General features: G+C 73.3%; 3 protein-coding genes. All 3 read left to right on the top strand.

What is annotated here, in order from left to right:
* Window positions 1-52 precede the first annotated feature (52 nt).
* The 3 genes from FOF48_RS03635 to FOF48_RS03625 all read left to right on the top strand — a co-directional run bounded on the left by FOF48_RS03635 (window position 53) and on the right by FOF48_RS03625 (window position 26,436).
* Complete coding sequence (locus FOF48_RS03635) at window positions 53-1,336, top strand: lanthionine synthetase C family protein (RefSeq protein ID WP_186001749.1); 1,284 nt, start codon at window positions 53-55, stop codon at window positions 1,334-1,336.
* Window positions 1,333-4,542, top strand: coding sequence for a lantibiotic dehydratase (locus tag FOF48_RS03630; RefSeq protein ID WP_143898710.1), 3,210 nt, complete (start codon window positions 1,333-1,335; stop codon window positions 4,540-4,542). The genes FOF48_RS03635 and FOF48_RS03630 overlap by 4 nt, the downstream gene beginning before the upstream one ends.
* A 273-nt stretch (window positions 4,543-4,815) precedes the next feature.
* Window positions 4,816-26,436 (top strand): non-ribosomal peptide synthetase, encoded by a 21,621-nt coding sequence (locus FOF48_RS03625; protein ID WP_186001748.1) that lies wholly within the window; start codon window positions 4,816-4,818, stop codon window positions 26,434-26,436.
* The last annotated feature ends 152 nt before the right edge of the window (window positions 26,437-26,588 follow it).

Here is a 26,588-nt window from a genome sequence, read left to right as displayed (position 1 = left end):
AACCGTGAGACGATAATTTTCATTTCCTCTCATGACTGCCAAGGTCAACGACATGCGACGCACACCGCCGTGGAAGCCCTTGCTGCATGGCGTCGAGCACGACATGGCCGTGGAAGTGCTCGCGATGCTCGCCGATGCGCTCTCGCACCTTCCCGCCCATGCGTCCTCGCGGACCTCGCTGGCTCGCGGAGATCCAGGGCGTGCGGTGTTGTTCGACTCGCTCGCGCGGGTCCACGATGACGCGCGGTGGCGCGCGACGTCGGAGGCGCTGCTGGAGCGCGCCTCGGATGCGCTCGCGGAGGAGACGCTGGGGCCGGACCTCTATGATGGCTTCACGGGCGTCGCATGGGCGGTGCAGCACGTGCGCCGCCCCTCCGAGTCACCCGACGAGGATCCGCTCACGGAGATCGACGCCGCGCTCGAGGACTTCCTCCAGACGCGGCCCTGGCCGCATCGCTACGACCTGGTGAGTGGACTGGTGGGCATGGGTGTCCATGCCCTGGAGCGCCTTCCTCGCGAGGGCGCCCGGCGCTGCCTGGAGGCGGTGGTGGCCCGGCTGGGAGAGCTGGCCGAGCGGACACCGGAGGGCTTTCGGTGGAAGACGCAAGCCGCGCACGTCGCGGCACGGCTCCAGGGTGAACACCTCGACGGAGAATTCAACCTGGGCGTCGCGCACGGGGTGGCGGGGGTGCTCCTCGTGCTCGGCGGCGCGGTGGCGGCGGGCGTCGCGGCGGAGAGCGCTCGCGAATGGCTCCAGGGCGGCTGGACGTGGTTCATGGCCAGACGCGCAGCGGACTCCGCGCCAGCGCTCTTTCCCACGCGCGTGGGGGCTCGGGATGAGCCCCTGACGTGGCCTCGCCGTCCGGCATGGTGCTACGGCGATCCCGGCGTGGCGTTCGGGCTGCACACGGTGGCGCGGGCCGTGGGGAACCCGGAGTGGGAGGCGCGGGCGCTCACGCTCTGCCTCGAAGCCGCCGGGCGCTGGCGGGACGCCGCCTTCGTGCATGACGGCGGGCTCTGTCATGGATCCGCCGGGCTCGGGCACCTCTACAACCGCCTGTTCCAGACGACGGGCGAGCCCGCCTTCGAGGCCGCCGCCCGCCATTGGTTCCGGCACCTGCTCTCCGTCCACCGACAGCCGGGGCTGGGCGTGGCGGGCTTCCGCGTGCTGGAGCGCTTCGACGGCGGCGGCGAGGGCTGGACCGACAACCCAGGCCTGCTCTCGGGGGCCACCGGCATCGCGCTGGCGCTCCTGGCGGCGACCTCCTCCGTGGAGCCCACCTGGGATCGCCTGCTGCTCATGTCCCTGCGCCCCTCTCCTCTGGATTCTCCATGACGCCGACGGGCTTCTCCCCTTCCGGGTTCTTCGTCCTCCGCACCCCGCTGTTGCCCTTCGACGAGCTGCGTGCCTGGAGCCAGGGCCTGCTCGCGCCCACCGCGCTGGAGGCTTCCGGCGCGGAGCTGGAAGCGGCGCTCGCCCGCGACCGGGACCTGTTGCGCGAGAGGCTTTCGGCGGTGGTGGCGCGGCCGGAGGTGCGGGAGGCGCTGTTCCTCGCGTCGCCCTCGCTCGAGGAGCAGCTGCCCGCGTGGACGGCCGCGCCGGGAGGTCCGCACGGAGAGAAGCTGGAGCGCACGCTGGTGCGCTACTGGCAGCGCATGACGTCGCGGGCCACGCCCTTCGGCCTCTTCGCCGGCAACAGCCTGGGCATGCTCGCACCGGCGACCCACCTGGGCCTGCCGGCCCGTGAGAGCTACCGCCGCCACACGCGGCTGGACATGGACTACGTGGATGCGCTGACGGACGCGCTCGGCCGGCTGCCCGCGCTGCGCGAGGCCCTGGACTACCGCCCCAACTCCAGCCTGTACCGGGTCGCGGGACGGCTGCGCTACGCCGAGTCGCGGCGCGACGGCGGCACGCGGAGCCACCAGCTCGTCGGCGTGGAGCCCACCCCGTACCTGGAGGCGACCCTGGAGCGGGCGCGAGGGGGAGCCTCGCTCGCCGCGCTCGCGCAGGCGCTGGTGGACGCCGACCCCGACGTGTCCCGCGACGAGGCCGTGGAGTACGTGGACATGCTCGTGGCGAGCCAGCTCCTCGTGCCGGAGCTGGCGCCGCTCGTCACGGGCCCGGAGCCGGTGCGCGAGCTGCTCGCGCACCTGGAGTCCGTGCCGGCGATGGCCGGCCCCCACCGCGTCCTCCAGCACGTGCAGGGCGCGCTCGCGGAGCTGGATGGCACGCCCCCGGGCGCGGAGCCTTCACGCTACCGCTCGCTCGCGCACGGGCTGGAGGCCCTCCCTTCGCCGGTCGATCCAGGCCGCCTCTTCCAGGTGGACCTGCGCAAACCCGCGGACGCGCTGACGCTGGGCCCCGCCGTGGTGGAGGCGATGCGCCAGGGCGTGACCCTGCTCCATCGCCTGAGCGCGTCCAGCGAGCCCGCGACCCTGCGGCGCTTCCGCGAGGCCTTCGTCCAGCGCTACGAGGCGCGCGAGGTGCCCCTGCTGGAGGCCCTGGATGAGGACGTGGGCGTCGGCTTCGAGCGTGCGAGCCCGGAGTCCGCGGAGGACTCGCCCCTGCTGCGCGACCTGCCCTTCGCCGCGTCCCGGAGCGAGGAGCGCGTCGCGTGGGGGAAGGCGCAGGCCCACCTGCACTTCCGGCTGTCGGAGGTGCTGCGCACGGGCGGCCCGCTGGAGCTGGACGCCGCGGACCTGGAGGCGCTCGCGAACCCGCGGCCGGGCCCCCTGCCGGATGCCTTCTCCGTGATGGGCTCCGTGCTGGCGGCGTCGCGGGAGGACGTGGACGCGGGGCGGTTCCGGTTCGTCTTCGAGTCGATGATGGGCCCCTCCGGCGCGGCGCTGCTGGGCCGCTTCTGCCACGGAGACCCGGAGCTGCTGCGCCAGGTGACCGCGCACCTGCGCGCGGAGGAGGCGCTGCGTCCGGAGGCCGCCTTCGCGGAGGTGGTGCACCTGCCGGAGGGGCGCGTGGGCAACATCCTCTGCCGCCCGGTGCTGCGCGCGCATGAGCTGGTGTACCTGGGGCGTTCGGGAGCACCGCCGGAGCAGCAGCTCCCGCTCACCGACCTCTTCCTCTCCGTCCAGGGCACGCGCATCGTCCTGCGCTCCCAGCGCCTGGGGCGCGAGGTCCTCCCCCGCGTCACCCACGTCCACAACTTCGGTCACGCGCACCTGCGCCCCTACACCTTCCTGGGCACGCTCCAGCAGCAGGGCGCCACGCCCGGCCTGCGCTGGCAGTGGGGTCCGCTGGCGAGCAGCGCGTTCCTGCCGCGCGTGACGGCGGGCAGGCTCATCCTCCACCGCGCGCGCTGGCGGCTCCAGGCCCCCACGCTCCGGGGGCTCGGAGAACATGAAGGAGCGCGGCGCTTCCACGAGGCGCAGCGGCTGCGCGCGCGGCTGGGGCTGCCTCGCTACGTCGGACTGGAGGACCACGACAACGTGCTGCCGGTGGACCTGGACAACGTGCTGAGCCTCGACACGTTCGTCCACCTGGTGCGCCAGCGGCCGGAGGTGGTGCTGGTGGAGCTGCTCATGGACGAGGGCCTGTGCGTCCAGGGCCCCGAAGGGCGCTTCGTCCACGAGGTGGTCGTGCCCTTCGTGCGCGACGCGCCGGCCGCGCCGGCCGTGGCCCTGCCGAAGCCGCCGCGGGTGGAGCGCTCCTTCCCGCCAGGCTCCGAGTGGCTCTACGTCAAGCTCTACACCGGCACTGCGCTCGCGGACCGCGTGCTGGCGGAGGCCGTGGCGCCCCTCGTCCGCGAGGCCCTGGCCTCCGGCGCCGCGAACCAGTGGTTCTTCCTGCGCTACGGCGACCCGGACTGGCACCTGCGCGTGCGCCTCCAGGGCGACCCCCGGCGGCTGCGCACGGAGGTGCTGGAGCGGCTCCACGCCTTGCTGCACCCGCTGCGGCGGGACGGGCTCGTGCACCGCGTCCAGGTGGACACCTACGAGCGCGAGGTCGAACGCTACGGCGGCGACGCGGGCATGCCCCTGGTGGAGCAGTGGTTCCACGCGGACAGCGACGCGGTGCTGGAGCTGCTCGACACCGTCGTGGGCGACGACGGCGCGGACGCGCGCTGGCGGCTCACGCTGTGTGGCATCGACACGGTGCTGACCGACCTGGGCCTCGACCTGGAGGGCCGCCGCCAGCTGCTCGCCTCCCTTCGCCAGGGTTACGGCCAGGAGTTCAGCGTGGACGGCGCCTTCGAGCGGCGGTTGGGCGAACGGTTCCGCGCGCACCGCCAGGAGCTGGAGGCCCTGCTGTGGCGGCCGTGGCCCGCCGAAGGCCCCTTGGCGACGGGACTCGCGGCGCTGCGCCGCCGCTCCGAACGGCAGGCACCGGTGCTGGCCCGGCTGCGCGCGTGCGCGGACCAGGGACTGCTCACCCAGCCCCTGGAGCGCGTGGCCGCGAGCCTCGTCCACATGCACACCAACCGAGCCCTGCGCACCGCGGCCCGGGCGCAGGAGCTGGTCCTCTACGACTTCCTCCATCGCCTCTACACGTCACGTCAGGCGCGAGAGAAGAAGCAGCCCTGAGCGGCCCTCCACCTCGCCGGAGCCCAGGGTGGTTGCATGGGGGCCTGGGCACGGCGCGCGCTTTTTCCTGCACGCCACTTCTACCGAGGAGTGACAGAGGCCCTGCTGACTTCATTTTTCATGAAATCAATAATTTATCGAAAAAACATGAAACACACGTGAACAGGACAGATAGGGCCTACGGGTGTAGTTGCTCAATACAAACAAGGTCGCACCCGGGCGGCCGGTCATGGCGCCTCAGAACGCCGAGCGGTGCGAATGGGGCACTCCACCATGGCTCTCTCCCCGGAACAGAAGCGCGCCCGGCTGGCGGCATTGTTGAAGGAGCAGCAGCGGCAGCCCCGGCGGGCGCCCGCGTCCTTCGCTCAGGAGCGGATGTGGCTCCAGCAGCGGCTTTCGCCCACGAGCGCCGCGCTCCACATGCCCGTGGCGGTGAAGCTGGACGGGGTGCTCGACGTGAGTGCCTTGCGCGAGAGCCTCCACGCGGTGCTGCGCCGCCACGACACGCTGCGCACGACCTTCATGGAGCAGGATGGACGGCCGGTGCAGCGGATCGCGCCGGACCTGCCCTTCCCGCTGGAGGCGGTGGACCTGCGGGAGCTCCCCGCGCCCCAACGCGCCCCCGAGGCGTGGCGGCGGCTGCATGAGGAGGCGCGGCGACCGTTCCATCTGGAGGCCGGTCCCTTGCTGCACGCGGTGCTCTACCGGCTCGCGGACGACGCGCACCTGCTGCTGCTCAAGCTGCACCACCTCATCACCGACGGCTGGTCCATGGGCGTGCTCGTGGGCGAGGTGTCCGCGCTCTACCCCGTGTTCGCCTCCGGTGGCGTCCCCGCGCTGCCGCCGCTCGCCATGCAGTACACGGAGTTCGCCGCGTGGCAGCGGCAATGGCTCCAGGGCGCCGTGCTCGAAGAGCCCCTGGCGTACTGGCGCGAGCGGTTGGATCCGCATGCCGTCCTGGACCTGCCCGGGGACCGTCCGCGTCCGGCCGTCCTCGGCGAAGAGGGGGCACGCCTTGGCATCACCCTGCCCGCGGCGCTCACGCAGGCCCTGCGGGAGCTGTCCATCCAAGAAGGCCGGACGCTGTTCTCCGTGCTGCTGGCCGCGTTCAACGCGCTGCTGCACCGCTACTCCGGACAGGACGACCTCACCGTCGGCACGCCCGTGGCCGGCCGCTCCCGCGCGGAGCTCGAAGGGCTCATCGGCCTCTTCGTCAATACGCTGCCCCTTCGCGTGGACCTGTCTGGAGATCCGTCCTTCCGCCAGCTCACCGGCCGCGTCCATGACGTGGCGCTGGGGGCCTTCGCCCACCAGGACGTGCCCTTCGAGAAGCTGGTGGAGGTCCTCCAGCCCGCGCGCCGGCTGAACCTCACGCCCTTCTTCCAGGTGATGTTCGTGCTGCAGAACGCGCCCCTGCCCACCGTGGACGTGTCCGGCCTGCGCATGGAGACGCAGCCGGTGGACAGCGGCTCGGCCAAGTTCGACCTCACCCTCATCGCCGCGGAGATGGCCCACGGCCTGCGACTCACCGCCGAGTACCGCACCGCGCTCTTCGACGTGGCCACCGTGGAGCGGATGCTCGCGCACCTGCGCACGCTGCTCGAAGGCGCCGTGCGCGATCCAGAGCAGCCCCTGTCCAGGCTGCCGTTGCTGGACGCGCGCGAGCGCCTGCGCCTGCTGGAGGACTGGAGCGGACCGCGGGTGGACATGCCCGAGGCGTGCCTCCACTCGCTCATCGAGGCCCAGGTGGAGCGGACTCCCGACGCGGTGGCGCTGGTGTTCGAGGACGCGGCGCTGACCTACCGCGAGCTGGACGCGCGCGCCAACCAGCTCGCGTGGCACCTGCGCTCCCTGGGCGTGGGGGCGGAGACGCGCGTCGGCCTGCTCCTGGAGCGCTCCGTGGAGCTGGTCGTGGCCCTGCTCGCCACGCTCAAGGCCGGGGGCGCCTATGTGCCCCTGGATCCGGACCATCCGCCGCGGCGGCTCGCGTGGATGCTGGAGGACGCGCGGCCCCAGGTGCTGCTGGCCCAGCGGCACCTGCTCGCGCGCCTTCCCCCGGACGGGACGCATGCGGCCGTGCTCTGCCTGGACACGCAGTGGGAGGCCGTCGCGGCACAGCCCCGGTACGCGCCGCCTCCCGTGGCCGTGCCTGACGCGCTGGCCTACGTCATCTTCACCTCCGGCTCCACCGGGCGGCCCAAGGGGGCCATGAACACGCACCGCGCGGTGGTCAACCGTCTGCGGTGGATGCAGGACGCGTTCGACCTGCGCCCGGACGACGTCGTGCTCCAGAAGACGCCGTTCAGCTTCGACGTGTCCGTGTGGGAGTTCTTCTGGCCGTTGATGACGGGCGCGCGGCTGGTGGTGGCGCGGCCGGGCGGACACCAGGAGCCGGTGTACCTGGCGAGGCTCGTCGCGCGAGCGGGCGTCACCACGATCCACTTCGTGCCGTCCATGCTCCAGGTGTTCCTGGAGGAGCCCGAGGCGACGGCCTGCGCCACCCTCCAGCGCGTGGTGTGCAGCGGCGAGGCCCTGCCGCTGGAGCTGGCCGAACGGTGCCTGCGCCGGCTGCCGTCCGCGGGCCTGCACAACCTCTACGGCCCCACCGAGGCCGCCGTCGACGTCACCTGGCACGCGTGTGTCGCGGGTGAGCGCGGGCGCTCGGTCCCCATTGGCCGGCCCATCGCGAACACACGCATCCTGCTGCTGGACGCGCAGGGCGGCCCGGTCCCCGTGGGCGTGCGAGGCGAGCTGCACATCGGCGGGGTGCAGGTGGGCCGGGGCTACCTGCACCAGCCCGCGCTCACCGCGGAGCGCTTCGTGCCGGACGCGTTCAGCGCGCGGCCCGGCGCACGGCTGTACCGCACGGGCGACGTGGCGCGGTGGCTCCCGGATGGCTCCATCGAGTACCTGGGGCGCGCCGACTTCCAGGTGAAGGTGCGCGGCCTGCGCATCGAGCTGGGTGAAATCGAGGCGGCGCTGGAGCAACTGCCCACCGTACGGCAGGCCGTGGTGCTGGCCCGGCGGGATGGAGGCGGGGATCCGCGCCTCGTCGCGTACGTCATGGTCCGGGGCGAAGACAGGGACGTGGGCGGCCTGCGCTCGCGCCTCCAGGAGCGGCTGCCCGGGTACATGGTGCCAGCGGCCTTCGTCGTCCTGGACGCGCTGCCGCTCACGCCCAGCGGCAAGGTGGACCGCAAGCGGCTCCCCGCTCCCGACACCACCGTCACCGCCGGGGAGTACGTCGCGCCCCGCACGCCCACGGAGGCCCGGCTGGCGGAGCTGTGGCAAGAGGTCCTGCGCGTGCCGCGCGTGGGCGCGACCGAGCACTTCTTCGAGGCGGGGGGCCACTCGCTCCTGGCCACGCAGCTGCTCTCCCGCGTCCGCGCGTCCTTCGGCGTGGAGCTGCCCCTGCGCGGCCTCTTCGAGTCCCCCACGCTGGAGGCGCTCGCGCGGCGCATCGATGGCGGGACGCACGCGTCGGCGCCAGCGACGCCGCCGCTGCTCCCCGTCGCGCGGGAGGAGCCGCTGCCCCTGTCCTTCGCCCAGGAGCGGATGTGGTTCATCGACGCGATGGAGCCTGGGAGCGCGGCCTTCAACATGCCCCTCGTCCTGCGGCTCACCGGCGCCCTGGACCTGGAGTCCCTTCGCCGCGCGCTGGAGGCGCTGGTGCACCGGCACGAAGCGCTGCGCACCACCTTCCGCGCCGGCGCGCCGGGCCCCTGGCAGATCATCGCCGCGCCGGGCCCGTTCCCGTTGGACGTCATCGACCTGCGCTCGTTGCCCATCGCCGCGCGGCAGGCGGAGGCCCGTCAGCGCGCCAGCGCCGAGGCGATGAGGCCCTTCGCGCTGGACACCGGTCCGCTGCTGCGCGCCACGGTGCTGCGGCTCGATGACGCCGCGTTCGTGCTGCTGCTCACCGTGCATCACATCGTGTTCGACGGGTGGTCGCTGGGCCTGCTCGTGCGCGAGCTGACGGAGCTGTACCGCGCCCGGGCCTCGGGGGTCACACCATCCCTGCCCGCGCTGCCGCTCCAACCCGCCGACCACGCGGTCTGGCAGCGGCGGTGGCTCCAGGGAGACGTGCTGGAGGGACAGCTGGCGTACTGGCGCGGGCAGGTGGATCCGCACGCCGTGCTGGAGCTGCCGCTCGACCGGCCCCGGCCTCCGGTCCTGTCCTCCGTGGGTGCCCGCCGCTCGCTCCGGCTCTCCCCTGCCCTCACCGGGGAGCTCAAGCGGTGGGCCGTGAGCGAGGGCCGCACGGTGTTCTCCGTGCTGCTGGCCGCGTTCGACGCGCTGCTGCACCGCTACTCCGGCCAGGACGACCTGACCGTCGGCACTCCGGTCGCGGGCCGCTCGCGCCCGGAGCTCGAAGCGCTCATCGGGCTCTTCGTCAACACGCTGCCCCTGCGTGTCGGCCTGTCCGGCGACCCGTCCTTCCGCCAGCTCGTCACCCGCGTGCATGAGGTCGCGCTGGGGGGCTTCGCCCACCAGGACGTGCCCTTCGAGAAGCTGGTGGAGGTCCTCCAGCCCGTGCGCCGCCTGAACCTCGCCCCGCTGTTCCAGGTGATGTTCGCGCTCCAGAACGCGCCCCTCCCCCCGGCGCGGCTGCCCGGCCTCTTCATCGACGCCGAACCGGCGGGCGCGCCGGTCGCGAAGTTCGACCTCACCCTCATCGCCACCGAGACGGCCCACGGCCTGGACCTCACCGCCGAGTACCGCACGGAGCTGTTCGACGAGGCCACCGTGGCGCGGCTGCTCACGCACCTGCACGCGCTGCTGGACGGAGCCCTCCAGGCCCCGGAGCAGCGGCTGTCCGCGCTTCCACTCCTCACCCACGACGAGCGGCGGCAGGTGCTGCACGACTGGAATGACACCCGGTCCACCCATCCCCGCGATGCGTCCCTGCCGGAGCTGTTCGAAGCCCAGGTGCGCCGCTCACCCGACGCCATCGCGCTCGTCCAAAGCAACGTCACGCTCAGCTACCGGCAGCTCGACACCCGCGCCAACCAGCTCGCGCACGCGCTTCGCGCGAAGGGCGTCACCCCCGGCAGCCTCGTGGCGCTGGGGTTGGAGCGCTCGCCCGCGTTCGTCGTCGCGGTCCTCGCCGTCCTCAAGGCGGGGGGCGCGTACGTGCCCCTGGAGCTGGCGCATCCCCGGGAGCGGCTCGCCCTGCTGTTGGAGGAGACAGCGCCACGGGTGTTGCTCACCCGCGCCGGGACCCGGGCCGCGCTGCCCACGTTCGACGGCCCGACGCTCTGCGTGGACACCGAGGCGGACACCCTCGACGGGCAGCCTTCGCACGCTCCCGCCTCCGGGACGACGGCGGACAGTCTGGCGTACGTGATGTTCACGTCGGGCTCCACCGGACGGCCCAAGGGCGTGATGGTGGCCCATCGGGGCGTCGTGCGCCTCGTGCACGCGCCGGAGGTCTACGACCTGGGGCCGGACAGCGTCTTGCTCCAGACCTCCGCGCTCGCCTTCGACGCGTCCACGTGGGAGCTGTGGGGTGCGCTGCTGCATGGCGGACGGCTGGTGCTGGCGCCGCCGCATCCGCTCTCGCTGGAGGAGCTGACCGCGCTCCTGCGCGAGGTGGCGCCCACCGTCGTCTTCCTCACCACCGCCCTCTTCGAGCAGGGGGTGCTGCACCCGGAAGCGCCCTGGGACCGGGTGCCGCATGTGCTCGTGGGTGGAGAGGCGATGCCGCCCCAACGCGCGCGCGAGTTCCTGGCGCGCCGGGGCCCGGATGGCCGGCTGAGCAACGTCTACGGCCCCACCGAGAACACCACCTTCTCCACGCACCACCCGATGCGCGCGGACGCCGTCGTGGGACACACGGTGTCCATCGGCCGGCCCATCCCGGCGTCCACCACCTACGTGCTGGAGGCATCGCTTCACCCCGCGCCCGTCGGCGTGCCCGGGGAGCTGTACGTCGGTGGCGACGGGCTGGCGTGGGGCTACCTCCACCGGCCCGAGCTGACCGCCGAACGGTTCATCCCCCACCCCTTCTCCACGACCCCCGGAGCGCGCCTCTACCGGACTGGAGACAAGGCCCGGTGGCGGGCGGACGGCACGCTGGAGTTCCTGGGCCGCACCGACTTCCAGGTGAAGCTGCGCGGCTTCCGCATCGAACCGGGAGAGGTGGAGGCCGTGCTGCGCCAGCAGCCCGGCGTCCGCGAAGCGCTCGTGGTGGTGGAGGAAGGGGGAAGCGCCGCGGAGAGGCGCCTCGTCGCCTATGTCGCGAGGGACGGCGCTCGGGATGCCAGCGCCCGCGCCGCGCTGCGCGAAGCCCTGCTGCGCTCGGTGCCCGCGTACATGGTGCCATCCGTGTTCATCCTGGTGGAGGCCCTGCCCCTCACGCCCAATGGCAAGGTGGACCGAAAGGCGCTGCCCGCGCCGGACGACGCCGCGCCGGGCGCCGTGCACGTCGCGCCAGCAACGCCCACCGAGGAGCGGCTCGCCGCGCTCTGGTCTCAGGTGCTGCGGCGCGACCCGGTGGGCACCACCGACAACTTCTTCGAGCTGGGTGGGCACTCCCTGCTGGCCACGCAGCTCGCCTCCCGCGTGCGCGCCACGTTCGACGTGGCGCTGCCCCTGCGCGCCTTCTTCGAGGCGCCGACAGTGGCGCAGCTCGCGCGCCGCATCGACGCGAGCCCCCGCTGGGAGACGCCCGCCGCGCCGCCCCTCGTCCCCGGCCCCCGCACGCCCGCGCCGCCGCTGTCCTTCGCGCAGCAGCGGCTGTGGGTCCTGGATCGACTGGACCCCGGCAACCCCGCCTACAACATCGCCTCCGCGCTGAAGCTCCGGGGCGCGCTCGACGTGGCGGCGTTGGAGCGGGCGTTCCAAGCGCTCATCACCCGCCACGAAGCGCTGCGCACGACCTTCCGCCTCGAAGGCACCGAGCCCGTCCAGCACATCGCCGCGCATGCGGACTTCCACCTGTCCGTCGTCCCGCCGCGGCCCGGCACGGAGGCATGGCACGACGCGGCCCGGAGGCTGGCGAGCGCGGAGGCGGTGCGCCCGTTCGACCTCACCCAGGGGCCGTTGCTGCGGGCCACGCTCCTCCAGTCTGGAGCGGAGGAGCACGCGCTGCTGGTGACGATGCACCACATCGTCTCCGACGGCTGGTCCATGGGCGTGCTGGTGCGCGAGCTGCTCGCGTTCTACGCGGCCTTCGCCTCGGGACGGGAGCTCCACCTCGCACCGCTGGCCGTGCAGTCCGCGGACTTCGCCCTCTGGCAGCGCGCCTGGCTCCAGGGCCCGGTGCTGGAGGCACAGCGGGCCTACTGGCGGCGTCAGCTCTCCGGAGCCCCCACGCTGCTGGAGCTGCCCACCGACCGGCCTCGCCCCGCAGTGCAGACCGGGCGCGGGGCGGTGCGGCCCTTCGCGTTGTCTCCCGCCGTCTCGGAGGCGCTCGCCTCCTTCAGCCAGCGCGAGGGGCTGACGCCCTTCATGGTGCTGCTGGCCGCCTTCCAGTGGCTGCTGTCGCGCTACTCCGGACAGGACGACGTCAGCGTGGGCACGCCCATCGCCGGGCGCACGCACGCGCGGACCGAAGGGCTCATCGGCTTCTTCGTGAACACGCTGGTGCTCCGCGCCCGGCTGGACGGCGCGGCTTCATTCCGCGCGCTGCTCCAGCAGGTGAAGGAGACGACGCTCGCGGCCTACGCGCACCAGGACGTGCCCTTCGAGAAGCTGGTGGAGGAGCTCCAGCCCCAACGCACCCTGAGCCATTCGCCCCTCTTCCAGGCGATGCTGGTGCTCCAGAACACGCCCGAAGCGCCCCTGGAGCTGCCGGGCCTCGCCTTCGAGCCCCTGGAGCGGGACTTCGACGCGGCCAAGGCGGACCTCACGCTGTCCCTCACCGCGACGGTGCGCGGCCTCACCGGCACGCTCGCGTGGCGGACCGACCTGTTCGACGCGTCCACCGTGGAGCGCCTGGGAGAACACCTGGGCATCCTGCTGGAAGCCGCGCTCGCCGCGCCGGATGCGCGCCTGGACGCGCTGCCCCTCCTGGGTGACGCGGAGCGCGCCCGGGTGCTCTCGTCGTTCAACGCGCCGGAGCCGCTGCCGTCCGCCGCCACGCTGGACGTCCTCGCGCGGTTCGAAGAGCAAGCCGCCCGCCATCCGGAGCGCGTCGCGGTCGAAGCGGACAGGCGGTCCCTCACGTATGGAGCGCTGGACGCGCGCGCCAACCAGCTCGCGTGGCACCTGCGCTCGCTGGGAGTCGGGCTGGAGTCCCGCGTGGCGCTGTGCCTGGAGCGCTCCGTGGACGGGGTGTTGGCGCTGCTCGGCGTCTGGAAGGCCGGCGGCGCCTACGTGCCGCTGGATCCGGAGTGGCCCGAGGCCCGGCGGGAGGCGCTGGCGTCGGAGGTGGGCGCCTCGGTGGTGGTGACGGCTTCCGCCCACGCCGCCGCGTTCGCGAAGGTCCAGACGGTCTGCCTGGACACGGAGGCCGGGGTGCTCGCGGCCTCGCGCGGGGATGCGCCTCCCGGCTCACGGGACGCTGGACGGCTCGCCTATGTCCTCTTCACCTCCGGCTCCACGGGCCGTCCCAAGGGGGTCTGCGTGGAGCACGCGCAGCTGGCCGCGTACGTCCACGCCGCCACGCACCGGCTGGGACTGGAGGCCTGCGACAGCTTCGCGCTCGTCTCCACCTTCGTCGCGGACCTGGGCAACACCGTGCTCTTCCCCGCGCTGTGCACCGGTGGCCTCCTGCGAGTCCTCTCCCAGGAGACGGCCAGCACGCCCGCCGCCGTCGCCGACCTGTTCCGCCAGGACCCGGTGGACTGCATGAAGATCGTCCCCTCGCACCTCGCCGCGCTGATGACGGCGGCCGAGCCCCGCGACGTGCTCCCGCGCAAGCGCCTGGTGCTGGGTGGCGAATCCTCCTCGTGGGCCCTGGTGGACGCGGCGCGCGCGCTCGTCCCTGGCTGCGAGGTGCACAACCACTACGGCCCCACGGAGACCACCGTGGGTGTCCTCGCGGGCCGGGTGGAGGGGGACGGCGCACGCTCCGCCTCCGTGCCGCTGGGACGCCCGCTGTCGGGCTCCCGGCTGTACGTCCTGGACGCGGCGGCGCGGCCGGCCCCCCTGGGCGTACCCGGCGAGCTGTACGTCGGCGGCGCGCAGGTGGCGCGCGGCTACCTGGGCAGGCCCGACCTCACGGCGGAGCGCTTCCTGCCAGATGCCTTCAGCCCCACGCCCGGCGCGCGCATGTACCGCACCGGCGACCGGGTGCGGTGGCTCGCGGACGGCCGCATCGAGTTCCTGGGGCGCGTGGACTTCCAGGTGAAGGTGCGTGGCTTCCGCGTGGAGCCCGGCGAGGTCGCCACCGCCCTGCGCGCCCTGCCCTCCGTGCGGGAGGCCATCGTGGTCGCCCGCGAGGATGTCCCCGGCGACAAGCGGCTCATCGCCTACGTGATCCCGGTCCCCGGTGAAACGGCGCCTGCGTCCACGGGGCTGCGCGACGCGCTCCTGCGCGTGCTGCCGGGCTACATGGTGCCGTCCGCCTTCGTCGTGCTGGAGGCGCTGCCGCTCACCCCCAACGGGAAGGTGGACCGCGCCGCCCTGCCCGCGCCCGAGGAGCGCTCCGCCACGACGGAGGCCCTCACGCCCCGCACGCCCACCGAGCAGTTGCTCGCGTCGCTCTGGGCGGACCTGCTGCACCGCGAAGCCGTGGGCGTGGAGGATGACTTCTTCGCGCTGGGCGGCCACTCGCTGCTGGCCACGCAGCTCGTCGCCCGCGTGCGCGCGGCGTTCGGCGTGGAGCTGCCCCTGCGCGCGCTCTTCGAGACCCCCACGCTCGGGAAGCTCGCGGCGCGAGTGGACGCGGAGCTTCAGACGCGGGGAGGCAGCGCGCTGCCCGCGCCGGGACGCCGTCCCCCTGGCGCCGAGGCCCCGCTGTCCTTCGCGCAGCAACGCCTCTGGTTCCTGGATCAGCTCCAGCCGGGCACGGCCACGTACAACATGCCGCATGCGCTGCGGCTGGAAGGCCCGCTCGACCTCGCCGTGCTGGAGCGAGCCTTCACGGCGCTGGTGGAGCGACACGCCTCGCTGCGCACCGTCTTCCATGGCGACGCGGGAGAGCCCCTCCAGCGAGAGGTCGCGCCCCAGGCCTTCCAGCTCCCCGTCACCGACGTGAGCTCGGAAGCGGAGGCCCATCGGCTCGCGAGCGAGGAGGCCCTGCGCCCGTTCCAGCTCACCACCGGCCCCCTGCTGCGCGCGCTCCTCCTGCGTCAGGGCGCCGAAGCGCACGTGCTGGTGCTGACGATGCACCACATCGTCTCCGACGGCTGGTCCATGGGCGTGCTGGTGCGCGAGATGCGCGCGCTCTATCAGGCGTTCGCCACGGGCGCGCCGTCGCCCCTGGCAGAGCCGACGCTGCGCTACTCCGACTTCGCCGTCTGGCAGCGCACGTGGATCCAGGGCCCTGGCCTGGACCGCCAGCGCGACTGGTGGCGACAGCACCTGGCCGGCGCCTCGCAGGCGCTGGAGCTGCCCACCGACTTCCCACGTCCCGCGCTCCAGTCCTTCCACGGAGGGACCGTCGCGTTCGAGCTGCCCGAGGCCCTCTCCGCTTCGCTCCAGGCCCTCACCCGCCGCCACGGCAGCACGCTCTTCATGGTGCTGCTGGCCGGGCTCCAGGCGCTGCTGTCGCGCACGTCGGGCCAGGACGACATCACCGTCGGGTCCCCCATCGCCGGGCGGCGCTTCGCGGAGCTGGAGGGCCTCATCGGCTTCTTCGTCAACACGCTCGCGCTGCGCTCGCGGCTGGAGGACAACCCCACCTTCCTTCAGCTGCTTGACCGCGTACGCGAAGCCACGCTGGGGGCCTTCGCGAATCAGGACGTCCCGTTCGAGAAGCTGGTGGAGGAGCTTCAGCCCCGGCGAGACCTGAGCCGCTCGCCGCTGTTCCAGGTGATGCTCATCCTCCAGAACGCTCCGGCCGTGCAGGACGCGCCGCTGCCGGGGCCGCTCACCCTGCGGCCGTACGACGCGGAGCTGGAGGCGGCGAAGTTCGACCTCACCTTCTCATTCACCCACTCCGCCCGGGGGCTCACGGGCTCCATCAACTACGCCACCGCGCTGTTCCGCGAGGACTCCATCCGCCGGCTCATCGCACAGCTGCGCGTGCTGCTGGAGGGCGCCGCGCGCGCGCCGGACACCCGCCTGGGGGACCTGCCGCTGCTGCCTCCCGAGGAGCGCCAGCAGGTGCTGATGGACTGGAACGCGACGGCGCGCGCCTTCGACGCCACGGAGGTCCACCTCCAGTTCGAGGCCCAGGCCCGCCGCACGCCGGATGCGCCCGCGCTGAGCTTCGGGGACACCCGCCTCACCTACCGCGAGCTGCATCAGCGCGTGCTGCGTCTCTCTTCACGGCTCCAGGCCCTGGGCGTGACCCGGGACACGCCGGTGGCCCTGCGCGCGCAGCGCTCGCCCGACCTCGTCGCCGCGATGCTCGCCATCCTCCATGCGGGCGGCGCCTACCTGCCGTTGGATCCGAACTACCCCGCGGACCGCCTGGAGTGGATGCTCCAGGACTCCGGCGCCCGCGTCCTCGTCACCGAGACGGCCCTCGACGGCGCCGTCCCGGCCCGGGGCGTGGACGTGTTGCGGCTCGACACACCCGACGACGGAGCCCCCGCCACGGCGTCGCCCGGGGCCGCTTCGGCGGACAGCCTCGCGTACATCATCTACACGTCCGGCAGCACCGGCCGTCCCAAGGGCGTGCTCGTCCCGCACGGCACCGTCGCCAACTTCCTGGCGGCCATGGATCCGCTGCTGGACGCCGCGGTGCCTGGAACGTGGCTCGCGGTGACGAGCGTGTCCTTCGACATCCACGTCCTCGAAATCCTCTGGACGCTGTCGCGGGGCTTCCAGGTCGTGCTGCACGACGAGCAGGCCGCGGCCCGGGGCGCGGCCCTGCCGCTGACGGAGGTGCTGGCCCGCCACGCCATCACCCACCTCCAGTGCACGCCCTCGTTCGCGCGCACGCTGGTGCTGGCCCCTGAGTCCGTCGCGGCCCTGGGAGCCCTGCGCCACCTGCTCGTGGGCGGAGAGGCGCTGCCGGGAGTGCTGGCCCGCCAGCTTCGCGAAGCCCTGCCCGCCACCCGCCTCACCAACATGTACGGCCCGACGGAGACCACCGTCTGGTCATCGACCCACACGGTGGACACGGACGCGCCGCCCGCCACCGTCTCCATTGGCGCGCCCATCGCCAACACGCGGATGTACGTGCTGGATGGCCAGCACCGGCCGGTGCCCGTGGGCGTCTCCGGCGAGCTGTTCATCGCGGGCGACGGCGTGGTGCGCGGCTACCACCACCGCCCGGACCTCACCGCCGAGCGCTTCGTTCCGGATCCGTTCTCCTCCCGGACCGGCGCGCGCATGTACCGCACCGGAGATCTCACCCGCTGGCGCCAGGACGGGACGTTGGACTTCCTCGGCCGCGCGGACTTCCAGGTGAAGGTGCGCGGCTTCCGCATCGAACTGGGAGAGGTGGAGGCCGTCCTCTCGCGCCACCCGGACGTGCGCCAGGCCGTGGCGGGCGCGCACCTGGACGCGGGCGGAGACAGCACGCTGGTGGCGTGGGTGGTGCCGGTGGCCGGGCGCGAGGTGGACGACGGAGCCCTGCGGGACTTCGCGCGCAAGCACCTGCCCGAGCACATGGTCCCCACCTTCGTCCTCGCGTTGGAGACCTTCCCCCTCACGCCGAACGGCAAGGTGGACCGCAAGGCCCTGCCGCCGCCGGAAGCGGGGGCGCGGGAGCGGGCCTACGTGGCCCCGTCCACTCCGCGCGAGCAGCAGGTCGCGGAGCTGTACGCGGGACTCCTGGGCGCGCCTCGCGTGGGCGCCACCGACCACTTCTTCGAGCTGGGCGGCCACTCGCTCCTGGCCACGCGGCTCATCTCCCGCGTGCGCGCGAACCTCCAGGTGGAGCTGCCCGTCCAGACGCTGTTCGAGGCGCCCACCGTCGCGGCCTTCGCCCGGCGCATCGACGCCGCGCTCCAGTCCGGCCAGCGCGTGGAGGCGCAGCCCCTGGAGCGCATCCCGCGCACCGGCCGGTTGCCCACGTCGTACGCGCAGCAGCGGCTGTGGCTGTTGGACAAACTCGCGCCCGGAAGCCCCGCCTACAACCTCCCCGCGACGCTGCGGCTGACGGGCGCGCTGGACGTGGAGGCGCTGCGCCGGGCGCTGGAGGCGCTGGTCCACTGGCACGAGCCCCTGCGCACGACGTTCCGGGACGATCCGGACGGCCCCGTGCAGCACATCGCGCCCCCCACCGAGCGACCGCTGGAGGTGGTCGACCTGCGGGCGCTACCGCCCCGGGAGCGCGAGGCCGAGGCCCGGCGCCGCGCCGAGGCGGATGCCCGCCGGCCGTTCTCGCTGGAGGACGGCCCCATGCTGCGCACCACGTTGCTGGTGATGGACGTGGACGAACACCTGCTCCTGCTCAACGTGCACCACATCGTGTCCGACGGCTGGTCCATGGGCGTGCTGGTCCGCGAGGTGACGGAGCTGTATCCAGCGTTCGTCGCGGGCCGGCCGTCACCGCTCGCGCCGCTGTCCATCCAGGCCGTGGACCACGCCGCCTGGCAGCGCCGGTGGCTGGATGGCGGCCATCTGGCGAAGCAGCTGGCGTGGTGGCGGCGACACCTGGAGGGAGCCCCGTCGTCGCTGGAGCTGCCCACGGACCGGCCCCGAAAGCACCCGCTGCGCTCCGAAGCGGGCTACCTGTTCACCACGCTTCCGCTGGAGCTCTCCGAGGCGGTGGAGTCCTTCAGCCTCGCGGAGGGACTGACGCCCTTCATGGTCCTCCTGGCGGCCTTCCAGTGGCTGCTGATGCGCTACACGGGGCAGTCCGACATCAGCGTCGGCTCTCCGGTGGCGGGGCGCGACCGGCCGGAGCTGGAGGGGCTGGTCGGCTTCTTCACCAACACCGTGGTGTTGCGCACGCGCTTCGACCTTGAGTCCACGGTGCGGTCGCTGCTGCGCCGCGTGCGCACCACCGTGCTGGACGTCTTCGAGCACCAACACGTCCCCTATGAGCAGCTCCAGCCGATGCGAGACCTGCATCAGGCCCCCCTGTTCCAGGCGATGTTCATCCTCCAGAACACGCCTCCCTCGCGCCTGTCCGTGCCGGGGCTGACGTTCCAGTTCGAGGAGCGCCAGGGCCACGCCGCCAAGTTCGACCTGACCCTGTCGGTGACCCGCACCGCGGAGGGCTTCGCGCAGGAGCTGGAGTACGCCGCCGCCCTCTTCGACGCCTCCACCATGAAGCGGATGCTCGGCCATCTGCGAAGGCTGGTGACCGCGATGGTCTCCACCCCGGAGCTGCCCCTGTCCGCGGTGGACCTGCTGGGCCCGGAGGAGCGCCAGCGGGTGCTGGTGGACTGGAACGCCACGCAGGCGCCCTTCCCGGACGCCTGCCTCCACGCGCTCTTCCAGGCCCAGGCCCTGCGCACGCCGGAGGCGACCGCCGTCGTCTTCGAGGGCACGTCCCTCACCTACGCGCAGCTCGACACGCGGGCGAACCAGCTCGCGCACATGCTGCGGCGCGGAGGCGTGGGGCCGGAGACGCGGGTGGCGCTGAGCGTGGAGCGCTCCCCGGACCTCGTGATCGGGATGCTGGGCATCCTCAAGGCCGGTGGCGCCTGGGTGCCCGTGGATCCGCTGCTCCCCCGCGAGCGCGTGGCCTTCATGTTGGAGGACAGCGGCGCGCGGCGGCTCGTCACCCAGTCGCCCCTCCTGGAGCGCTTCACCCCTGACTGGGTCCGGCGGGCGCTGTGCCTGGACACCGTCGGCGCGTCGCTGTCGGTCGAGGAGCCCGAGCCACCAGACGCGGGAGTGACGCCAGCGAACCTGGCGTACCTGCTCTACACGTCGGGCAGCACCGGACGGCCCAAGGGCACCGCCGTGGTGCATCGCGGCGTGGCCAACCTGGTGACGCACGAGGCGGTGGCGTACGGCATCGGCCCGGGCAGCCGGGTGTTGCAGTTCGCCAGCCCCAGCTTCGACCTGTCGGTGGAGGAGATCTTCACCACGCTGTGCAATGGCGCGACGCTGGTGCTCGCGCCGCTGGAGCGGTTGATGCCGGGTGAGCCGCTGCGGGCGTTCCTGCGCGAGGAGCGCCTCACCGTCATCAGCCTCACCCCCGCGGCCCTGGCGGCGACCTCCGCCGAAGACCTGCCGGACCTGCGCACCGTCATCTCCGGAGGGGATGCCCTGCCCGCGGACGTCGTGGCGCGCTGGGCGCCGGGCCGCCGGTTCATCAACTCCTATGGCCCCACCGAGGCGACGGTGGTCGCGACGCTCACCGACGTCGTCGCGGAGGAAGGCACGCCCTCCATCGGACGCCCCCTGGCGAACGTGCGGGCCTACGTGCTCGACGCACGGGGAGGCCCCGTGCCCGTGGGCGTGCGCGGGGAGCTGTACCTGGGAGGCGCGGGCGTGGCCCGGGGATACGAGGGGCGCCCGGCCCTCACCGCCGAGCGCTTCGTGCCGGATCCCTTCTCCTCCGAACCGGGAGCCCGGCTGTACCGCACCGGCGATGCCGTGCGGTGGCGCGACACCGGGGCGCTGGAGTTCCTCGGGCGCACCGATGCCCAGGTGAAGGTGCGGGGCTTCCGCATCGAACCGGGTGAGGTGGAAGCGGCGCTCGCGCGGCTGCCGGACGTGAGGGACGCGGTGGTGGTCGCGCGCGACGCGGGCCCCGCGGGGAAGCAGCTCGTCGGCTACGTCGTCGCGAGGCCGGGCCGCTCGGTGGATGGCGCGAAGGCGCGCGAGGCGCTGAAGCAGGACCTGCCCGACTACATGGTCCCGTCCGCGCTGGTGGTGCTCCAGGCATTGCCACTCACGCCCAACGGCAAGGTGGACCGCAAGGCGCTGCCCGCGCCGGACTTCACGAACGACGCCCGCCCCTTCGTCGCGCCCCGGACGCCGACGGAGACACGGCTCGCGGAGCTGTGGTCGCGGTTGCTCGGCGTGCCGCGCGTCGGCGCGAGCGATGACTTCTTCGACCTGGGAGGCCACTCGCTGCTGGCCACCCAGGCCGCCAGTCGCGTCCGGCAGGCCTTCGACGTGGAGCTGCCCCTGCGCCGCCTCTTCGAGGCGACGACGCTGGAGCAGGTGGCGCGCCTCATCGACGAGCGCCTCGCCTCCGACCCCACGGCCGCACCGAAGCCGGACGCCTCCGCGACGCTGGCGCTGCCGTTCCTCCCGCTGAGGGAGGCGGCGGCACGGGAAGCCGCGGAGCCCTCCGGTGCGTGGGACGCGCCCCCCGTCATCGAGGCCCTGGCGCCCTCCGCGCCCGCGAGCATTCCGCGACGAAGCCCCCAGGAGCCACCGCCCCTGTCCTTCGCCCAGCAGCGGCTGTGGTTCCTCACCCGGCTGGACCCCGAGGGCGCCACGTACAACCTGCCGGTGGCGGTGCGCTTGGAGGGCCCGCTGGACGTGCCCGCCTTCACCCGCGCGCTGGGGGCCCTGCACCAGCGTCACGAGTCCCTTCGCACGACGTTCGAGGAGCACGCGCACCAGCCCGTGCAGCGCATCCACGAGGCTCCGCCCCTGCCGGCCCGCTGGCTGGACCTGCACGCGCTGCCGGAAGCCGAGCGCGACGCCACCCTCCAGCGCCTCATCGGACATGAGCCCTGGAGGCCCTTCGACCTGGAGCAGGGTCCGCTGTGGCGCGCGGTGCTCGTGCGCATGGACGCGCGTCAGCACGTGCTGCTGCTCACCTTGCACCACGCCATCTCCGACGGCTGGTCCATGGGCGTGCTGCTGGAGGAGCTGACGGCGCTGTACACCGCGTGCGTCGAAGGCCAGCCCGCGCGCCTCGCGCCGCTCCCGGTGCAGGCCGCCGACCACGCCGTCTGGCAGCGCTCCTGGCTGCGCGACGAGGTGCTGGACTCGCAGTTGGACTGGTGGCGCCAGCAGCTCGCCGGGGCCCCTCCCTCGCTGGAGCTGCCCACGGACCGCCCGCGCCCCGCGACCCAGACGTTCCGGGGTGGAGCGGTGCCCTTCGAGTTCCCCCGCGCGCTGTGGGACGGGCTGGACGCGCTCTGCCGCCAGGAGAACGCCACCCCCTCCATGGTCGTGCTCTCCGCCGTCCAGGCCCTGTTGTCGCGCTGGTCCGGACAAGAGGACGTCAGCGTCGGCGCCCCCGTCGCCGGCAGGACGCACACGGAGCTGGAAGGCCTCATCGGCTTCTTCGTCAACACGCTGGTGCTGCGCACGAAGCTGTGGGGCGACCCGAGCTTCCGGACCCTGCTCGGCCGGGTGCGGGAGGGAACGCTGGCCGCCTACGCGCACCAGGACGTCCCCTTCGAGAAGCTGGTGGAAGCGCTGCGGCCGGAGCGGCTCCCGGGCCGGACTCCCTTCTTCCAGGTGATGCTCGCGTACCAGAACGCGCCCATGCCCGACGTCATGGGTCCCGGCCTCACCCTGGCCGCCCTGCCCCTGGGCCAGCGCACCGCGAAGTTCGACCTGGCGCTGTCCGTGACGGACCGCCAGGGCGTGCTGCGCGGCCAGCTGGAATACAACGCCGACCTGTTCGACGCGTCGACCGCGGCGCGGCTCGTGGAGCACCTGCGCGTGCTGCTGGAGGGCGCGCTCGAAGCACCGGATCAGCCCCTCTCCACGCTGCCCCTGCTCACGGCGGCGGAACGGCACCTGCTACTTCAGGGGTGGCGTGAACCGTCCACGCTCACGCCCGCGGACGCGGGAGTCCAGCGGGTCCTCGCCGCGGCGGCGCGCCTCCCCCCCGACGCGGTGGCCGCGCGGTGGGAAGGCGAACCCCTCACCTGGGCGGAGGCCCACCGCCGCGCCGGAGTCATCCGCCGGACGCTGCTCGCGCGAGGAGACGTGGCGCTCCCGCCTCCACCACCGCTCGTCGCGGTCCCGCGAACCCGGCCCCTGCCCCTGTCGTTCGCGCAGCAGCGCCTGTGGTTCATCGATCAACTCGACCCCGGCAGCCCCTCCTACAACCTCACCTCCGCGGTGCGGCTGAGCGGAGCGCTGGACCCCCGAGCGCTGCACCAGGCCCTCACCGCGCTGGTGCACCGCCACGAAACCCTGCGCACCACCTTCCGTGAGCAGGACGGCCAGCCCGTCCAGGACATCGCCCCGCCCTTCGAACCCGCGCTGCCCCAGGTGGACCTGGGCGACCGGGGCCTGTCCGCCTTCGACGAGGCCCGCCGCCTCGTGGCGGAAGAAGCCGCGCGGCCCTTCGACCTCGCCGCGGGCCCGCTGCTGCGCGTGCTCCTGCTGAAGCTCTCGCAAGACGACCACGTGCTGGTGCTGAACATGCACCACGGCGTCTCCGACGGCTGGTCCATGGGCGTGCTCGTGCGAGAGCTGGTCACGGCCTACGCGGCCTTCCGCGAGTCCCGGTCCCCCGGCTTCGCGCCCCTGCCCCTCCAGGCCGCGGACCACGCCGTCTGGCAACGCCAGTGGCTCCAAGGGGAGGTCCTGGACGTGCAACTCGATTACTGGCGCCACCAGCTCACCGGCGCGCCGGCCCTCCTGACGCTGCCCACCGACCGGCCCCGGCCCGCCCTCCAGACGTCGCGGGGCGGGCTGCTCTCCCTCCAGTTCCCGGCGTCGCTCGCGGAGTCCCTGGCCGCGTTCTGCCAGGAGGCGGGCGTCACGCCGTTCATGGTGCTCCTGGCCGCGTGGCAGGTGTTGCTGTCGCGCTACTCCGGACAGGACGACGTCAGCGTGGGCACGCCCATCGCGGGTCGCCAGCGGCAGGAGACCGAAGGGCTCATCGGCTTCTTCATCAACACCCTGGTGCTGCGCTCACGGGTGGATGGAGGACAGTCGTTCCGCCAGCTCCTGGCGCGGGTGAAGGAGACCGCGCTGGGGGCCTACGCGCACCAGGACGTCCCCTTCGAGAAGCTGGTGGAGGAGCTCCAGCCCCAGCGCAGCCTGAGCCACTCGCCGTTGTTCCAGGCCGTGCTGGTGCTCCAGAACACGCCCGCGGGTCCGCTGTCGCTCCCGGGGCTCACCGTCGCTCCGGTGGAGCGCGACACGGAGGCCACCAAGGCCGACCTCACCCTGTCGCTCGTCCAGACGCCGCGCTCCCTGGGGGGCACGCTCGTCTACCGCGCGGACCTGTTCGAACCCGCGACGATGTCCCGGATGGTGGAGCACCTGCGGACGCTGCTCACCGCGGCGCTCGGAGCGCCGGACACGCGGCTGGAGGCCCTGTCCCTGCTGCCCACCGAGGAGCGCCTCCGTCTGCTGGAGACGTTTCATCCGCGCGCGCCAGTCCCCCCCGCGCCCCGCCCCGTGCACCAGGACATCGAGGCCCGCGCGAGGCTCCACCCGGACCGTCCCGCCGTCGCGTTCGAGGAAGTGGTGCTCACGTACGGACAGCTGGACGCCCGCGCGAACCAGCTCGCGTGGCACCTGAAGTCGAAGGGCGTGGGCCCGGAGACGTGCGTCGCGCTGTGCCTGGAGCGCTCCGTGGACACGGTGGTGGCCCTGCTGGCCGTGTGGAAGGCGGGCGGCGCGTACGTCCCGTTGGATCCCGGTCAGCCGTCCGCCCGCCTCCAGGCGTTGGTGGCGGAGGTCGCCGCGCCCGTGCTGGTGACGACGTCGCATCACGAGGCGGCCTTCGAGGAAACGGCCTGCACCGCGGTGCGGCTGGACACGGACGCGGACCTGCTGGAGCACCAGCCCCTCCATGCGCCACCGGGCGGAGTGGACGCGGGCGCGCTGGCCTATGTCCTCTTCACCTCTGGATCCACCGGGCGCCCCAAGGGAGTGGGCGTCACGCACGCGCAGCTCTCCGTGTACGTCCGCTCCGTCACCGCGCGCCTGGGCCTGGAGGAATGCGACAGCTTCGCGCTCGTCTCCACGTTCGCCGCGGACCTGGGCAACACCGTGCTCTTCCCCGCCCTGTGCACCGGCGGCCTGCTGCACGTCCTGTCGCAGGAGCGCGTCACCCAGCCGGACGCGCTGGGCGACTTCTTCAAACGTCACCCCATCGACTGCATGAAGATCGTCCCCTCGCACCTCGCCGCGTTGATGGCGGCGGCCGAGCCCCGCGATGTCCTGCCGCGCAAGCGGCTGGTGCTGGGCGGTGAGTCCACACCGTGGGCCCTGGTGGACGCTGTGCACGCGCTCATGCCCGGCTGCGAGGTGCACAACCACTACGGCCCCACGGAGACCACCGTGGGTGTCCTCGCGGGCCGGGTGGAGGGGGACGGCGCACGCAACGCCTCCGTGCCGCTGGGACGCCCACTGGAACACTCGCACGTGTATGTGCTGGATGGGGCGGGGGGACTCGCTCCCGTGGGCGTGCCAGGCGAGCTGTATATCGGCGGCGCGCAGGTGGCGCGCGGCTACCTGGGCAGGCCCGACCTCACGGCGGAGCGCTTCCTGCCGGACGCCTTCAGCCCCACGCCCGGCGCGCGCATGTATCGCACTGGCGACCGGGCCCGCTGGAGGGACGACGGCCGCATCGAGTTCCTGGGGCGCGCCGACTTCCAGGTGAAGGTGCGCGGCTTCCGCGTGGAGCCCGGCGAGGTCGCCACCGCCCTGCGCGCCCTGCCCTCCGTGCATGAAGCCATCGTGGTCGCCCGCGAGGAGCTCCCCGGCGACCCGCGCCTCGTGGCGTACGTCGTCACCTCCCCGGGTGCCACCATCACCGCCCAGGCCCTGCGCGAGGCACTCAAGGACCAGGTACCCGGCCACATGGTGCCCGCCGCCGTCGTGCTCCTGGAGGCCCTGCCCCTCACGCCCAACGGCAAGGTGGACCGCCGGGCCCTGCCCGTTCCCCGGTGGGAGTCCGACACCGGGCCCGCGTTCGCCGAGCCCACCACGCCGCTGGAGGAACAGCTCGCCCAGGCCTTCGCGCGCGTGCTGGGGCTCCCGAGCGTGGGCATCGACGATGACTTCTTCGAGCGGGGTGGCCACTCGCTGCTGGCGGTGCGCCTGATGGCGGACCTCCGCGCGAGGACGGGAATGACAGTGCCGCTCTCCGCGCTCTTCCAGGGGCCCACGGTGCGCAGGCTCGCGGCGAGGCTGCGGCCCGACGACGCCCGCTCGCTGCTCACGAGGCTGGACACCGGACGATCCCAACGGCGCCCGCTGTACTTCGTCCACGGCGGAGGCGGCGAGGTGCTGAGCTACGCGGAGCTGGTGCGACACCTGGGCGACGCGCACCCGCTCTACGGACTCTCCGCGCCCGGCATGGACGGCGGCGCGCTGCCGCCCGACTCGCTCGAAGCCCTGGCGCGGCGCTACGTGGAGGAGGTGCGCGGTCAGCAACCGCGCGGGCCCTACCGGCTCGCGGGGTGGTCGCTGGGCGGCGTGGTCGCCTACGAGATGGCGCGGCAGCTCCAGGACCAGGGCGAACCGGTGGAGCTGCTCGCCCTCATCGACGCGTACGCGCCCACCGGACAAGCGGAGGCGGAGCCACCCGCGCTCACGCGGCTGGCCCGCCTCGCCCAGATGGTCGGCCTCACGCCCCAGGACATTCCGGGGCCGGAGCTGGAGCGGCTGCTGTCCTCGTCCGAAGGCCCCGGGTGGCTGGAGCAGGTGGTGGAGACGCTGGCGCGGCTGCGCGGCGGCGAGGGACTGGAGTCCGCCGTCCTCCAGCGCCTCTTCGCCATCCACGAACGGCTGGCCCAGGCGATGCGCTGCTACATCCCGGCGAGCACGTACCCCGGCCGGGCCGCGTTCTTCCCCGCGGCGTCGCGCCCGGAAGACCCGGCTGCGGGCCCGGACGCGGGCTGGGGCCGCTGGGTGACCGGTGGCGTCACGGTCCAGCCGCTCCCCGGAGACCACCGGAGCCTCCTGCAACCGCCCCAGGTGCGCACGCTCCGCGACCACCTCACCGCGCTGCTGCGCGACCTGGACCTGGACCTGGAACCCCACGGCTGATGCGAACGCGATGATCCGGCGAGCCCCCTGCCTCCACCCGCGATGCAGGAGGCCGCCGTCATCGCACAGGCGCTGGACACCGGACCGGTCCACCCCATCGCGGGAGGACCTGGCGCGCGGCCCCAGGGCCGCGCGCCAACGCGACCTCCCCC

The organism is Corallococcus sp. Z5C101001, from assembly GCF_007352635.1.
Classification (GTDB): Bacteria; Myxococcota; Myxococcia; order Myxococcales; family Myxococcaceae; genus Corallococcus; species Corallococcus silvisoli.
The sequence above is the reverse complement of the archived record's forward strand: the minus strand, read 5'-3'. Positions and strand labels throughout refer to the sequence as shown.

Bases quoted from the DNA above. Each gene is read 5' to 3' on its own strand.
- FOF48_RS03630 (WP_143898710.1), top strand. From the start codon at position 1,333: ATGACGCCGACGGGCTTCTCCCCTTCCGGGTTCTTCGTCCTCCGCACC.
- FOF48_RS03625 (WP_186001748.1), top strand. From the start codon at position 4,816: ATGGCTCTCTCCCCGGAACAGAAGCGCGCCCGGCTGGCGGCATTGTTG.
- FOF48_RS03635 (WP_186001749.1), top strand. From the start codon at position 53: ATGCGACGCACACCGCCGTGGAAGCCCTTGCTGCATGGCGTCGAGCAC.